The 12,654-nt window shown below is 71.3% G+C and carries 12 protein-coding genes and 3 pseudogenes; 4 read left to right on the top strand and 11 right to left on the bottom strand.

The features are described from left to right. The 5 genes and pseudogenes from ACLEQD_RS24240 to ACLEQD_RS24220 all read right to left on the bottom strand — a co-directional run. A pseudogene (locus tag ACLEQD_RS24240) lies at positions 1 to 183 on the bottom strand (argininosuccinate lyase); the annotation flags it as partial. Further along, positions 176 to 1,246, bottom strand: a complete 1,071-nt coding sequence (locus ACLEQD_RS24235; RefSeq protein WP_410387131.1) for a M20/M25/M40 family metallo-hydrolase — start codon at positions 1,244 to 1,246, stop codon at positions 176 to 178. The gene ACLEQD_RS24235 and the pseudogene ACLEQD_RS24240, both read right to left, overlap by 8 nt. After that, the gene (gene argB / locus ACLEQD_RS24230; protein WP_410387129.1) at positions 1,243 to 2,169 is read right to left on the bottom strand and encodes an acetylglutamate kinase; all 927 of its coding nucleotides are present in this window, start codon (positions 2,167 to 2,169) and stop codon (positions 1,243 to 1,245) included. Before argB ends, ACLEQD_RS24235 begins: the two co-directional genes overlap by 4 nt. Before the next feature lie 60 nt (positions 2,170 to 2,229). Beyond that, positions 2,230 to 2,397, bottom strand: coding sequence for a hypothetical protein (locus tag ACLEQD_RS24225; RefSeq protein ID WP_410387132.1), 168 nt, complete (start codon positions 2,395 to 2,397; stop codon positions 2,230 to 2,232). A 137-nt stretch (positions 2,398 to 2,534) separates the two neighbouring features. Then, positions 2,535 to 3,233 (bottom strand): annotated as a pseudogene (locus ACLEQD_RS24220) (N-acetylornithine carbamoyltransferase); the annotation flags it as partial. 180 nt (positions 3,234 to 3,413) lie between these two features. On the opposite strand from ACLEQD_RS24220, the gene ACLEQD_RS24215 reads away from it, so the two are divergent. Then, positions 3,414 to 3,833, top strand: a complete 420-nt coding sequence (locus ACLEQD_RS24215; protein ID WP_410387127.1) for an arginine repressor — start codon at positions 3,414 to 3,416, stop codon at positions 3,831 to 3,833. On the opposite strand, the gene ACLEQD_RS24210 is transcribed toward ACLEQD_RS24215, so the two are convergent. Both ACLEQD_RS24210 and ACLEQD_RS24205 read right to left on the bottom strand, forming a co-directional pair. Beyond that, the gene (locus ACLEQD_RS24210; RefSeq protein ID WP_410387125.1) at positions 3,814 to 4,338 is read right to left on the bottom strand and encodes a 2'-5' RNA ligase family protein; all 525 of its coding nucleotides are present in this window, start codon (positions 4,336 to 4,338) and stop codon (positions 3,814 to 3,816) included. The two genes, ACLEQD_RS24215 and ACLEQD_RS24210, sit on opposite strands and share 20 nt — an antisense overlap. 105 nt (positions 4,339 to 4,443) lie before the next feature. Next, complete coding sequence (locus ACLEQD_RS24205) at positions 4,444 to 5,142, bottom strand: NADPH-dependent F420 reductase (RefSeq protein WP_410387124.1); 699 nt, start codon at positions 5,140 to 5,142, stop codon at positions 4,444 to 4,446. Positions 5,143 to 5,442: 300 nt separating this feature from the next. Here ACLEQD_RS24205 and ACLEQD_RS24200 point away from each other — a divergent pair, with 300 nt between their 5' ends. Then, positions 5,443 to 6,183 carry a glutathione S-transferase C-terminal domain-containing protein gene (locus ACLEQD_RS24200; protein ID WP_410387122.1) on the top strand — a complete coding sequence of 247 codons (741 nt, stop codon included), beginning with the start codon at positions 5,443 to 5,445 and terminating at the stop codon, positions 6,181 to 6,183. A gap of 74 nt (positions 6,184 to 6,257) precedes the next feature. Here the strand turns inward: ACLEQD_RS24200 and clpB are convergent, their stop codons facing one another. The 4 genes and pseudogenes from clpB to ACLEQD_RS24180 form a co-directional block, all read right to left on the bottom strand. Further along, positions 6,258 to 8,882 (bottom strand): ATP-dependent chaperone ClpB, encoded by a 2,625-nt coding sequence (clpB, locus tag ACLEQD_RS24195; protein ID WP_410387120.1) that lies wholly within the window; start codon positions 8,880 to 8,882, stop codon positions 6,258 to 6,260. Between the two features lie 824 nt (positions 8,883 to 9,706). Continuing rightward, a complete protein-coding gene (locus ACLEQD_RS24190) occupies positions 9,707 to 10,369 on the bottom strand; it encodes a hypothetical protein (RefSeq protein ID WP_410387118.1) in 663 nt (220 codons plus the stop codon). Further along, a pseudogene (locus tag ACLEQD_RS24185) lies at positions 10,366 to 10,676 on the bottom strand (DUF1844 domain-containing protein). Before ACLEQD_RS24185 ends, ACLEQD_RS24190 begins: the two are co-directional and overlap by 4 nt. Then, positions 10,673 to 11,005: a hypothetical protein gene (locus ACLEQD_RS24180; RefSeq protein ID WP_410387116.1), complete on the bottom strand. Its 333-nt coding sequence runs from the start codon at positions 11,003 to 11,005 to the stop codon at positions 10,673 to 10,675. Before ACLEQD_RS24180 ends, ACLEQD_RS24185 begins: the two are co-directional and overlap by 4 nt. A 93-nt stretch (positions 11,006 to 11,098) precedes the next feature. Between ACLEQD_RS24180 and thiE the strand changes: the two genes are divergently transcribed. Further along, positions 11,099 to 11,758, top strand: coding sequence for a thiamine phosphate synthase (gene thiE, locus ACLEQD_RS24175; protein ID WP_410387114.1), 660 nt, complete (start codon positions 11,099 to 11,101; stop codon positions 11,756 to 11,758). A 20-nt stretch (positions 11,759 to 11,778) separates the two neighbouring features. After that, positions 11,779 to 12,546 carry a gamma-glutamyl-gamma-aminobutyrate hydrolase family protein gene (locus ACLEQD_RS24170; RefSeq protein WP_410387112.1) on the top strand — a complete coding sequence of 256 codons (768 nt, stop codon included), beginning with the start codon at positions 11,779 to 11,781 and terminating at the stop codon, positions 12,544 to 12,546. Positions 12,547 to 12,654: the final 108 nt, after the last annotated feature.

Genomic DNA, 12,654 nt, shown 5'->3' with positions numbered 1-12,654 from the left:
CACGAGCGAACTCGCGGCGTCCGGCGCGAGCAGCCCCACGTGCGCGAGCATGCGGGCGTGCGCGGCGCTGCCCAGCGCGTCGTGCGGCACCAGCGACAGGTCCACCACCGGGTCATCGCCCACGGTGAAGGCGTGGATGGCCGCGTCCAGCGGCTGGCCCTTGCCCCACAATGTCTCAGCCACGCGACACCTCCCCGGCATAGCCGTGCAGCAGTCGTCGATAGAACGCGAGCCCCGCCTCCAGCTCCGCGCGCGTGAGGTACTCGTTCGCCTGGTGGCTCCGCAGCGTGTCGCCCGGGCCCACCTTCACCGCCGGGAGGTCGCCCAGGAACGCCCAGTCGGACGTGGTGCTGGAGCCCACCGTCCCCTGACCCGACGCCGCCACCGCCGCGCGCACCAGCGGGTGCGACGCGTCCGTGCCCTTGGGCAGGTAGCGCGCGGAGTGCACCACCACCTCGCTCTCCAGCGCCGCGCCCACGTCCTGCGCCACCTTCGCGTGGTCCATGCCCGGCGTGGTGCGCAGGTCCACGAAGAACTCGCACCGGTCCGGCACCTGGTTGCGCGCCAGTCCGCCGGACACCTGCGTCACCTGTGCCCGCGCCTCACCCAGGAGCGGGTGCGCGGGGAAGCGCAGCGCGGACACGGCCTGGATGTCCCGGGCCGCCTTGAGGATGGCGTTGGATTCCGGGCCCGGGCCTCCTGTGTGCGCGTGCGCGACGTGGCCGCTCTTGCCGTGCGCCACGCAGCGCAACAGCAGCATGCCCCGCTGCGCCGTGCAGGGCTTGAGCGACGTGGGCTCGCCCACGATGGCGGCGTCCAGCGGCCCCAGCGTGGGCAGCAGGGGGCCCAGCCCCTTGCCGCCCGTCTCCTCCTCGGCGGTGAGCGCGAAGACGCACTCGACACCGGAGGGCGCGCCTTCTTCCAGGAGCGCCTTCGCGGTGAGGAGCATGGCGGTGACGCAGCCCTTGGCGTCGTTGGCGCCCAGGCCGTAGAGCGTGTCGTCCTTCCACACGGCCTCGTGCGGCTCCGTGTCCCACCCGGCGCACGGCTTCACCGTGTCCAGGTGGGAGTTGACGAGCAGGCGCTTCGGACCGCTGCCCACGCTGAACCACACGTTGTGGCCCTGGCGGTGCACGCGGGCCCCCCAGGACTCCGCATGGCCCGCGACGAGGTCCGCGATGCGGGCCTCGTCGCCGGAGACGCTGGGCGTGGCGACCAGCGCGGTGAGCAGCTCGGCGGGGTTCAACCCTTGGCCTCGCCGTGCTTCACCGGGTGCTCGCGCACGACCATGGTGCCGCTGCCTTCGTTGGTGAAGACCTCCTCCAGGAGCGCGTCGGACTGCTTGCCGCTCACCAGGTGCACGCTGCCCACGCCGCCCACGAGCGCGTGGCGCATGGCGTGCGCCTTGGGACGCATGCCGCCCGTGAGCCGCCCTTCCGCCTCCAGGGACGCCAGGTCCGACAGCGTGGCCAGCGAGATGAGCGACGACGGGTCGGAGACGTCCTTGAGGAGCCCCGGCACCTCCACCAGGAAGAAGAGCTTCTCCGCATGCAGCGCCGCCGCCAGGGCCGCCGCCACCGTGTCCGCGTTGGTGTTGTACACGGCGCCGTCCTGGCCGCCCGACAGCGGGGCGATGACGGGCACGTAGTCCGCGCTGCGCAGGTGCTCCACGACGCGCGTGTCCACCGACTCGATGTCGCCCACGAGGCCGTAGTCCACCATGCGGCCCTGCGTCTCGCCGGGCTCCGTCACCAGCACGGGCGGACGCTTGCGCGCCTTGATGAGGCCCGCGTCCACGCCGGACAGGCCCACCGCGGGCACGCCCGCGGCCTGGAGGTCCGCGAGCAGGTCCGTGTGCAGCTTGCCCGCGAGCACCATCTTCGCCGCGTCCAGCACGGGCGCGGAGGTGATGCGGCGGCCAGCCACCTTCTCGATGGGCAGGTGCAGGGCGTCACAGAGCGCGTCCAGCTCCGGACCGCCGCCGTGCACCACGACGGGGCGGATGGAGAAGGCCCACAGCAGGGCGATCTGCTCGCACGCCGTCTTGCGCGTGCGCGGATCCGTCAGCACGGCGCCGCCCAGCTTCACCACGAAGGTCTTGCTGCGGAACTGCTTCACGTACTTCGCCGCGTTGCGAAGGGCGGCGTACGGGTCGGGAGACAGGGGCACGGTGGACCTCTAGAAAGTCGAAAGGGGACGAAGAAGGGTGGGGCGGCGGGCTTCTGGGAATCAGCCGCCGCGCATCCAGGCCAGGAGGGCGCGCTGCACGTGGTAGCGGTTGCCCGCCTCGTCCACGACGCGGCTGCTCGCGTGATCCAACACCTCGTCGGCGACCTCCACGTTGCGGCGCACGGGCAGGCAGTGCAGGAACGCCGCGTCCTTCGCGGCCTTCGCCATGTGCCGGCGCGTGGGCATCCACCCCGAGTACGACGCGAGCAGCGCCGCCACGTCCGTGGGCGTGCTCGCCGTCTGCGCGGTGGGCCCCACGACTTCGCGTACACGGCGCGGCTGCCCACCAGCGCCTCGTCCTGGTCGTGGGTGTACGTGATGCTGCCGCCGGTGGCCCTGGCGTACGCCTCCGCCTCCGCGCGCACGGCCGGGTGCAGGTCGAAGCCCGGCGGATGCGCCACGCGCACCTCGCAGCCCGCGGCCGCCGCGGACAGCAGGAAGGAGTTGGGCACCGCCTTGGGCAGGGGCTTGATGTGCGGCGCCCAGGTGAGCGTCACCGGCAGCTTCTTCGTGGTGCCGAACGTCTCGCGCAGGGTGAGCGCGTCCGCCAGGCCCTGGCAGGGGTGCTCGCGCGCGGACTCCATGCTCACCACCGGCACGGTGGCCCACTTGCGGAAGGCGTTGATGACGGGGTCGGCCTCGTCCTCCTCGTCACCGCCGCCCTGGGAGAACGTGCGGATGCCGAGCATGTCCACGAAGCGCGACAGGACGGGCGACGCCTCCTTGATGTGCTCCGCGCGGTCCGCGTTCATCACCGCGCCGGGCCGGTCCTCCAGCTTCCACACGCCAGAGCCCACGTCGAGCACGATGGCGTGCCCGCCCGCGCGCAGCATCACCGCCTCGAAGGACGTGCGCGTGCGCAGGGACGGGTTGAAGAACACCATGCCCAGGAGCTTCCCCGGGAAGATGGCCCCCGGGTCCTGCTGCTTCCACGCGGCCGCCTGCGAGAGGACCGCCTCGACGCCTTCCGGCCCCAGGTCCTGGATGCGGGTGACATGCTTCATGGGCTTCGTGCTCCCCCGGCCGCGCCGGATGGATGGGGACTGCTGAATATGCACTCAAATTCATGCATATTCGTTGAGGAGGCGCGGATATTATGCAGAACGGCGCAGCGCGCAAGAACATTCACTGGGATTTTTCATGCGCCTTGCGTGCGTATTCAGCCGCATGCATGGTGAACGTGAATGAACCTGGACGACGCCATCCTTCAGCTCATCTCCCGGCAGGACGTTCCGGATCAGGCGGTGCTGCAGACGTTGCTGGAGGCGGCGGGGCACGCGCCCAGCCAGTCCACGCTGTCGCGGCGGCTGAAGAAGCTGAGCGTGCAGAAGGTGAACGGGCGCTATCAGCGCACGGAGCCGCCGGTGGTGCCGGTGCCGCTCGCGCCGCGAGTGACGATCATCGACGCGCCGCCCAACATGCTCGTGCTGAAGACGGCGCCCGGCTACGCGCAGATCTTCGGGCTGGCGCTGGACCGCGAGGAGGTGGAGGGCCTGGCGGGCACGGTGGCGGGCGACGACACCATCTTCATCGCGGTGAGGGATCCGTCGCTCCTGCAGGACGTGCGCGAGGCGGTGGAACAGCTCATCCAGCGCGGCCCGTGAACGGGAAGCGCCGCACGAGCTCCCACGGGCCTCCGAGGTAGCGCCAGAGCAGCAGCGCGGGGGCGGGCGAGTCGAAGGCGGCCCAGCCCGCGCCCAGCTCCACGAGGGCGGCCTTCGCCTCCTCGACGGTGGCCTTGTTCATCAGCGTGACGTGGGGCCGGAAGGGCTGCCGGTCCTGCGGCGTGAGCCACTCCACGAACGCGCGGGTCAGCTCGCGGTGCACGGGGACCAGACCCTGGGCCTCCACGTCCACCGCCATGCCGCGCCCCAGGCTCCGCAGTTCCCCGAAGCGCAGCGTGGGCGCGGGACGCTCGGTGACGACCTCGAGCGCGGCCTCCACGGCGGCCTGCTCGGACGCGGGCAGGTGGTGGAAGAGGGAGACGTGCGCGGGGATGACGTTGCGCTCGGGCGGGAAGTAGCGGCGGCGCAGGCCGTCCAGGCGCGCGAAGGCTTCCGGCTCCAGCTCGGCGGTGACGAGCAGCGGGGCTTCGGAGGAGGAGGTCATGGGCGCACGCGCATTCTACGCTACGACTCACGGCGGCAGCGGGAGAGGCCGCCCGCCGCGCCGTTCGACTCCGAGGTGCTCAAGCCGCTGGCTCGAGCGTCCTGCTCACTTCTGCGACTCGAGGAAGTTCTTCAGCCAGGTGTTGGCGGCGTTCCGGTACTCCGGCAGGCGCGAGCGCTCGGCCGCGGCGAGGGCCTTCTTCACGGCCGCGGCGTCGAGGTCGTGCGTGTAGACCGGCGTGCCGGGCTGCTGGCGCCAGGACTCGGAGAGGCTGCCCGCGTCGATGGCGTCGAAGCCGAGCTCCTCGACGAGTTTGAGCACCTTCGCGCGGTGCTCGGGCGGATCCCCCGCGATCGGCAGCGCCACGCGGCCGGGCGTGCCCTTCGGGGTGCCCTTGTCCAGCAGGCTCTGGAAGAAGATGTTGTTGAAGGCCTTGATGACCGGACGGCCGATGAGCTTCGCGACCCACTCGCTCTCCAGCGTGCCGGCTTCGAGCTCCGGGATGCTTCCGTCGCGCACGGGGTAGTAGTTGCCCGTGTCGATGACCACGACGTCCTTCGGCACGTTCGCGAAGAGGCCCTTGGGCAGGTCCGGCACTGCCTTCTGGGGGATGGTCACGACGACGACCTCTCCGGCGTTCGCGGCCTCTTGGACGGTGACGGCCTTCGCGCCCGTCTCCTTCGCCAGGTCGCGCAGGGTCTCCGGCCCGCGCGAGTTCGCGATGGACACCTCATGCCCCAGCTTCGTCCACCTGCGAGCCAGGGTTCCGCCGATCAGCCCCGCGCCAATGATTCCAATCTTCATGTCGCACTCCTCCGGGAAGTGAGCCCTATGACTTCAAGCGCCGGTCGGATGCACGACCCGCACGCGCGATGCGCGGCCCCGGTAGGATTTCCACGCGGGCGCTGCCTCCCCCATGCGTTCCGGCGCCTCGCGGTGGGCCAGCGGGCGCGGACGCTGCTGGAGAAGGCCTGCGGCCCGGACCCCCCGAAGGTCGCCAGGGTGCTCAACCGGAGCCGCGGCTGCTGCGCATCGAGGAGCTGGACGCCTTCCTGCGCGAACGTTGAGGACCCGCCCGCCGGGCCTGTTAGGGTCCCGCCCCCTATGCGAACCCTCGTCGGACTGACCTCTTCGGGCTGGACGGAGAAGGCCCGGTGGGCGTTGGACCACCACCGCGTCGCCTACCGCTACCAGGACTACGTCCCCCTCATCCAGGAGCGCTGGCTGCGCAAGCAGGTGGCGCCCGGCGTGAGGCCGTCGGTGCCGCTGCTCGTGGGTCCGCCCCAGCCGGCCACGCACGGCTCGTTCGCCATCGCGAAGCGCGTGGAGGAGCTGGGGCAGGGGAGCGCGCTCTTCCCGGCCGCGCACCTGGACGCCATCACCGCCTGGAACGACACCAGCGAAGAGGTGCTGGACGCGGCGCGCGCCTACGCCATGCCGCGCATGCTGACCATCTCCCGCGCCCAGGCGGAGGCCCTGCCGAAGTTCGTCCCCGGCTTCCTGCGCCCGCTGTTCGCGCCCACCGCGCGCCTGGGCATGCGCTACGTGGTGAAGAAGCACCAGGTGGCGGACGGCTCCCCGGAAGCCATCGAGGCCGCCGTCGCCCCCGCCTACGAGAAGCTGCGCGCGGCGCTGGGCGGCCGGCCCTACCTGCTGGGCACGGCCTTCACCTACGCGGACATCACCACCGCGGTGATGCTCGTGCTCCTGGGGCCGCCGGCGGACCGGCACCTGCCCATGGGACCGGGCACGCGCGAGGTGTGGACGCATCCGGGGCTCGCCGCCCGCTTCCCGGACCTGCTCGCGTGGCGCGACGCGCTCTACGACAAGCACCGCCGCACCTGAAGAAGGCAACGGGCCGCCTCCCCGTGAGGGAAGGCGGCCCGCCGTTGAAGCGAATCCCCGGTGCGTGAAGCGGACTACGCCGTCTTCTTCACGCCCTTCGAGCTGTCCACCAGCACCTTGGCGAAGGTGAGCCCGTCGGGGCCCGCGTCCGCCTGGATGTGCTCGCCCGGCGCGAACTCGCCGTTGAGCACCTGGAGCGCGAGCGGATCCAGCAGGTACTTCTGCACGGCGCGCTTCAGCGGCCGGGCGCCGTACGTGGGGTCGTAGCCGCGCTCCGCCAGCAGCTCCCGCGCGCTGTCCGTCAGGTCCAGCGTGAGGCGCTTGGCCTGGAGCAGCTTCTGGAGCTTGCCCAGCTGGATGTCGACGATGCGGTAGATGTCCTTCTTGCGCAGCGGCTCGAAGACGACGATCTCATCCACGCGGTTGAGGAACTCCGGGCGGAAGTGGCCGCGCAGCGCCTCCATCACCTCGCCGCGCGTCTTCTCGTTCAGCACGTCCGTGCCCGCCATGCCCTCCTGGATGGCCTGCGAGCCGATGTTGGACGTGAGGATGAGCACCGTGTTGCGGAAGTCCACCGTGCGGCCCTGGCTGTCCGTCACCCGGCCCTCGTCGAGGATTTGCAGCAGGATGTTGAACACGTCGTGGTGCGCCTTCTCGATTTCGTCGAAGAGCACCACCGTGTACGGGCGGCGGCGCACGGCCTCCGTGAGCTGGCCGCCCTCCTCGTAGCCCACGTAGCCCGGGGGCGCGCCGACGAGCCGCGACACCGCGTGCTTCTCCATGTACTCGGACATGTCGATGCGGACCATGGCCGTGTCGTCGTCGAAGAGGAACTCCGCCAGCGCCTTCGCCGTCTCCGTCTTGCCCACGCCCGTGGGGCCCAGGAAGATGAACGAGCCGATGGGCCGGTTGGGATCCTGCAGCCCGCTGCGCGCGCGGCGCACGGCGTTGGACACGGCCTCGATCGCGCTGCGCTGGCCAATCACGCGCTCGGCGAGCCGGTCCTCCATCTTGACCAGCTTCTGCATCTCGCCCTCCATCAGCTTGGAGACCGGGATGCCCGTCCACTTGGCCACCACGGAGGCGATGTCCTCGGAGTCCACCTCCTCCTTGAGGAACTTCTGGTTCTTCTGCAGCTCCGCCAGCTTCGCGTTCTGCGCCGCGACCTCCTTCTCCAGGCCCGGGATGACGCCGAACTTCAGCTCCGCGGCGCGGTTGAGGTCGCCCTGGCGCTCGGCCGCGGCCTGGTCGTTGCGCGCCTTCTCCTGCTTCTCCTTGAGCGAGCGCAGCGCCGCGATGGCCTTCTTCTCCTCGTCCCAGTGGGCCTTGAGCGAGTTGAACTTCTCGTTGAGGTTCGCGAGCTCCTTCTCGATGGTGGCCAGGCGCTCGCGCGAGTGCGGGTCGGTCTCCTTGCGCAGGCCCTCGCGCTCGATTTCGAGCTGCGTCACCTTGCGGCGGATGTCGTCGATCTCCGTGGGCATGGAGTCGATTTCAATGCGCAGGCGGCTGGAGGCCTCGTCCACCAGGTCGATGGCCTTGTCCGGCAGGAAGCGGTCCGCGATGTACCGGTGGCTGAGCGTGGCCGCCGCGACGAGCGCGGAGTCCTGGATGCGCACGCCGTGGTGCACCTCGTAGCGCTCCTTCAGGCCGCGCAGGATGCTGATGGTGTCGTGCACCGAGGGCTCGCCCACGAACACCGGCTGGAAGCGGCGCTCCAGCGCGGCGTCCTTCTCGATGTGCTTGCGGTACTCGTCCAGCGTCGTCGCGCCAATGCAGTGCAGCTCGCCGCGCGCGAGCGCGGGCTTGAGCATGTTGCCCGCGTCCATGGCGCCCTCGGCCTTCCCGGCGCCCACGAGCGTGTGCATCTCGTCGATGAAGAGGATGATCTCCCCGGCCGCGTCCGAGACCTCCTTGAGCACCGCCTTGAGGCGCTCCTCGAACTCGCCGCGGTACTTGGCGCCGGCCACCATGGCGCCCAGGTCCAGGGTGATGAGGCGCTTGTTCTTCAGGCCCTCCGGCACGTCGCCGTCCACGATGCGGCGGGCGAGCCCTTCGGCGATGGCCGTCTTGCCCACGCCCGGCTCACCGATGAGCACGGGGTTGTTCTTGGTGCGGCGGCTGAGCACCTGGATGCAGCGGCGGATCTCCTCGTCGCGGCCGATGACGGGGTCCAGCTTGCCGCTGCGCGCGGCCTCCGTGAGGTCGCGGCCGTACTTCTCCAGCGCCTGGTAGGTGGACTCCGCGTCGGCGCTCGTCACGCGCGAGGAGCCACGCACCTCCTTGAGGCCCGCCTGCACGCGCTCGCGCGTCACGCCGGAGGACTTCATGGCCTCGCCGACGGCGCCCTTGTCCTGGGTCAGCGCGAGCAGCAGGTGCTCGGAGGACGTGAAGTCGTCCTTCAGCGCCTTGGCCTCGTCCTCCGCCTTGTCGAAGGTCTTCATCAGGCGCTGGCTGAGCATGGCGCTCTCGCCGCCCTGGATGCGCGGGAGCTTCTGGAGCGCCTCGCCCAGCCGGCCCGCGAACAGCTTCACGTCCACGCCAATCTTGCGCAGGAGGGGGTCGACGATGCCGTCCTTCTGCCCCAGGAGCGCCGTGGCGAGGTGCTCCGGCTCGTAGTGGGGATTGTCGGCCCGGCGTGCCAGGGACTGACCTTCCTGGATCGCCTCCTGTGCCTTCACCGTGTATTTGTCGAGTCTCATGGACTGAACGTAAGGGCCGGGGACCCCTTGGCAAGGCGACACTGCCCGTACGCCCTGCGATTTCCCTGGAATACTTTGAGCTGCTGGAAGCAGCCGGGTAATCGTGGTGGCGAAGTTGCCAGGGGGTGGGGGGGTCGGTTATAGGCGGCGCCCATCCTCGGGGGCTTCACTCTGGACGCACACGGCGGCTATCTCGTTCGACTCGATACCTTCTCCGGGTTGGCGCTGGTGCGTCTGGCCCGGGAGGCCCTGTCGATGGACAGCGTCCCGGCCGCCACGGCGCTGCGCGTCACCATCAACCGCCGCCGCAAGGTGGTGCGCCTGGCCTTCCTGGGGCCCTTCTCCCAGGGCCGGCAGGGCGCCCACTGGTACGCCGCCCACCACGCCCTGGCCCGCCTGCTCTCCGCCGCCGCCAACGCCACCGTGCACGCCTACGTGTACGACGCGGACGAGGGCGAGGAAGTGATTGCCTACGGCAACGGCCGGCGGGTGGGTGGGGAGAAGGTGGTGTACGAGGACGCGGAGCTGCCCTGTCCCCTGGAGGAGCTGGACGACGCGGCGTTCGCCCGGCTCCAGTCACGCTGGCCCATGGGGCACCTGGCGTACGTCTACGGCCTGACCCGGGACGAGCTCCTGCGCATCCCCCGCGCCCCGCTGGCCCGCGTGCTGCCGCTGGAAGGCACGGCCGCCGGCTCCGAAGCGGACGCGATGGCCTCCCTGGAGGCGCTGCTGCTGGGGCCCGCCCAGTCCGCGCGGAGACGGACGCGGGCTGAGGCAGGCGGACGGCCTTCGCGCCGCGCCGCGTCAGCCCCGTGCCGGCACCCTCAGGGGTCCTCGGTGGGCCCGTCGAGCGTGAGGATGGCCTCGCGCACGCCCTGGCTGCGGAAGTACTGGGCGAGCAGGGCGAAGCCGCCGGCGACGAGCACCGTGGGCAGCACCGCGCTGAAGGTCATCAGGGACGGCACGAGCGCGTGGAGCTGCTCCGCGGCGGCCGGGTCCTTGAACTCCGGCAGGGCCTTGAGCCCCTCCACCATGGCCTGGCTGGTGTGCCGGGCCACGACGGTCGACTGGGCCCCGTCGATGGTGCGCATCAGCGCGGCGAAGAGGCCCGCGCCGCCCAGCAGCTGCCGGAAGCCGTCCCGGGGCATGCCCTCCGGGGAGCGCAGCATGCGGCTGGAGGCGAAGAAGAGCAGGGTGCAGGCCATCGTCAGCCCGGTCAGCACCAGGGCGCGGGACTCGCGCATGGGGGAGAGCGCGGACAGCTGCGCCTCCATGATGGCCTGGGTGACGGCGGGGTCCTTGCCCAGCAGGGCCAGGGTGGGGGTGTGCTCCCGCTGCGCTTCCCGGTGCGCCTCGAAGTTCATCATCACGGAGGCCTCGTTGCAGGCGAGGAACCCCGTCAGGCAGGAGAGTACGAGGCACAGCGCGGCGGCGACGCGGACGCCCCGGGGCAGCGCCCCCGGGCGGGTGACTTCAGGGGGCTTCACTTCCGGTTCGCCTCCACGTAGCGCAGGCGCAGGTCGGACAGGAGGTTGTCCACCAGCTTCTCCTCCTCGGCGGTGAGGTTGCCGCGCGTCTTCTCGCGGAGCATCGCCAGGAGGGCCAGGTTCTGCCGGGCCGCCGGCAGGTCCTTCTCCATGCGGCCCGTCTCCGGGTTCGGCGCGCCCCCCAGGTGGATGAGGACGGCGGAGCCCAGCCCGACGACGAAGGTGCTGAACGACAGGGACTCCTCGGAGGCGGGCTCGCTTCCCCCGTCATCACGAAGGTCTCACCCCGCTTCTCCGAAGGGCTCATTCGGACGCCTTGTCCTCTTCACCGGCCGGCGCGTCCGCGGCGTCCTCGTCGGAGGCGTCGTCGTCCGTGTCGTCCGCGTCGTCCGCGTCGTCCGCGTCGTCCTCGTCGGAGGCGTCGTCGTCCGTGTCGTCCGCGTCGTCCTCGTCCTCGTCATCGAAGTCGTCCTCGATGTCGCCGTCCATCAGCGTCTCGATGGGGACGGCCTTGTCGGCCACGTCCGGCAGCTCCTCGAGGTGCTTCTTGTACGCGTCCTCGTCCACCTGGCCGCTGCGCTGGTAGCGATCCGCGGTGCGCTTGTCGAGGTGCTTCGGGTTGATGCCTTCTGCCATGATTCAAATCCTCGGAATTGCTTGGAAAACAGCGCGGCACCTTATAGCAGGAGGGGCGCCTGTCAACGCCGCTGTCCCCGGGCCCGGAATCCGATGAACGTCTCGCCCCGCCCCCCGCTTCCCCAAGGCCCGTACCTGTTGGTGGACGACAGCGTCCGCCCGGAGCTGTCCCTGGTGGACAAGGCCGTGCGCCTGCTCGCTGGCGGCGCCCGCGTCCTCCAGCTGCGCATGAAGCACACCCTGCCCCGGGAGGCGCTGGCCGCGGCCCGGGAGGTGGTGGCCCGCTGCCGGCAGGCAGGCGCGGTGTGCCTCATCAACGACCGGGTGGACCTGGCGCTGCTGTCGGACGCGCACGGGGTGCACGTGGGGGACGAGGACCTGCCCCCGGAGGCGGCGCGGGAGCTGTTGGGCCCGGCCAGGTACGTGGGCGTCACGGCGCGGGGGACGGAAGGGGCGCGGGCGGCCCAGGCGGCGGGGGCGGACTACGTGGGCGTGGGGCCGCTGTTCGGCACCACCACGAAGGTGGTGCGGGCGCCGGTGCTGGGGCTGGAGGCCTTCCGGCGGGTGGTGGCGGAGAGCCCCCTGCCGGTGGTGGGGATTGGCGGGGTGGGCCTGGCGAACATCGCCCGGGTGGCGGCGACGGGGGCGCACGGCGCGGCGGTGGTGTCCGACGCCCTGCTCGCCCAGGACATCACCGAGCGGGTGCGCCAGCTTGCCGCCGCGTTTGACAGCGCGCGGGGGACTGGCCTCTAACCCGAGGGAGCTCCCCCACCATGAACCATCCTCCACCGCGTCATCACGGGACGACCCCGCGTCGTCCCAACATCGGCCTCAGCCCGGACTGGGTCCAGCCGGCCGACTCCGCCTTCCCCCGCTACGAGCTGAAGGTGCCCTACGCGGAGGCGGTGCTGCGCGCGGGGGGCCTGCCCTTCGTGCTGCCGTACACCGACGACGCGTCCTGCGTGGACGCCTACCTGGAGCGGGTGTCCGGGCTGGTGGTGACGGGCGGCGCGTTCGACATCCCTCCGTCCGCGTATGGCGAGGAGGCCCGGGACGGCATGGGTCCGCTGAAGGAGGGCCGCACGGCCTTCGAGGCGCAGCTCATCCGGGGCGCGCTCAAGCGCAACCTGCCGGTGCTGGGCGTGTGCGGCGGCATGCAGCTCTTGGCCGTGGTGCTGGGCGGCACGCTGTTCCAGGACATCCCGCGCGAGGTGCCCGGCGCGCGCGACCACGAGCAGAAGCACGACCGCACCCAGCCGCAGCACCCGGTGGAGGTGAAGAACGGCACGCTGCTGGCGGAGGCGGTGGGGCACGGGCAGCTGATGGTGAACTCCACGCACCACCAGGCGGTGAACAAGCCGGGCACGGACGTGGCGGTGAGCGCGGTGTCGCCGGACGGCGTGGTGGAGGCGATTGAATCCACCGCGCACGCGTTCGCGCTGGGCGTGCAGTGGCACCCGGAGCTGATGCTGGGGACCATCCCGGTGCACCTGGGCGTCTACAAGTCGCTGGTGCAGAAGGCGCGAGAGCACCGCCGGTGAGGCCGCGCGTCCTGCTCCTGGCGGGACTGGAGCCCACGGGGCAGGGCGGGGCTCCTGGCGGACGTGGCCGCGGTGCGGGCGCGCGGCGGGGACGCGGTGGCGGTGCCC

The sequence above is a fragment of the Corallococcus sp. 4LFB genome (assembly GCF_046520365.1).
GTDB lineage: Bacteria > Myxococcota > Myxococcia > Myxococcales > Myxococcaceae > Corallococcus > Corallococcus caeni.
The sequence above is the reverse complement of the archived record's forward strand: the minus strand, read 5'-3'. Positions and strand labels throughout refer to the sequence as shown.

Excerpts from the sequence above, each read along its gene's own strand:
- ACLEQD_RS24215 (WP_410387127.1), top strand. The coding sequence starts at position 3,414 with ATGAACCTGGACGACGCCATCCTTCAGCTCATCTCCCGGCAGGACGTT.
- ACLEQD_RS24180 (WP_410387116.1), bottom strand. The coding sequence starts at position 11,005 with ATGGCAGAAGGCATCAACCCGAAGCACCTCGACAAGCGCACCGCGGAT.
- ACLEQD_RS24205 (WP_410387124.1), bottom strand. The coding sequence starts at position 5,142 with ATGAAGATTGGAATCATTGGCGCGGGGCTGATCGGCGGAACCCTGGCT.
- thiE (WP_410387114.1), top strand. The coding sequence starts at position 11,099 with ATGAACGTCTCGCCCCGCCCCCCGCTTCCCCAAGGCCCGTACCTGTTG.
- ACLEQD_RS24210 (WP_410387125.1), bottom strand. The coding sequence starts at position 4,338 with ATGACCTCCTCCTCCGAAGCCCCGCTGCTCGTCACCGCCGAGCTGGAG.
- ACLEQD_RS24200 (WP_410387122.1), top strand. The coding sequence starts at position 5,443 with ATGCGAACCCTCGTCGGACTGACCTCTTCGGGCTGGACGGAGAAGGCC.
- ACLEQD_RS24170 (WP_410387112.1), top strand. The coding sequence starts at position 11,779 with ATGAACCATCCTCCACCGCGTCATCACGGGACGACCCCGCGTCGTCCC.
- ACLEQD_RS24225 (WP_410387132.1), bottom strand. The coding sequence starts at position 2,397 with ATGGCGAAGGCCGCGAAGGACGCGGCGTTCCTGCACTGCCTGCCCGTG.
- clpB (WP_410387120.1), bottom strand. The coding sequence starts at position 8,882 with ATGAGACTCGACAAATACACGGTGAAGGCACAGGAGGCGATCCAGGAA.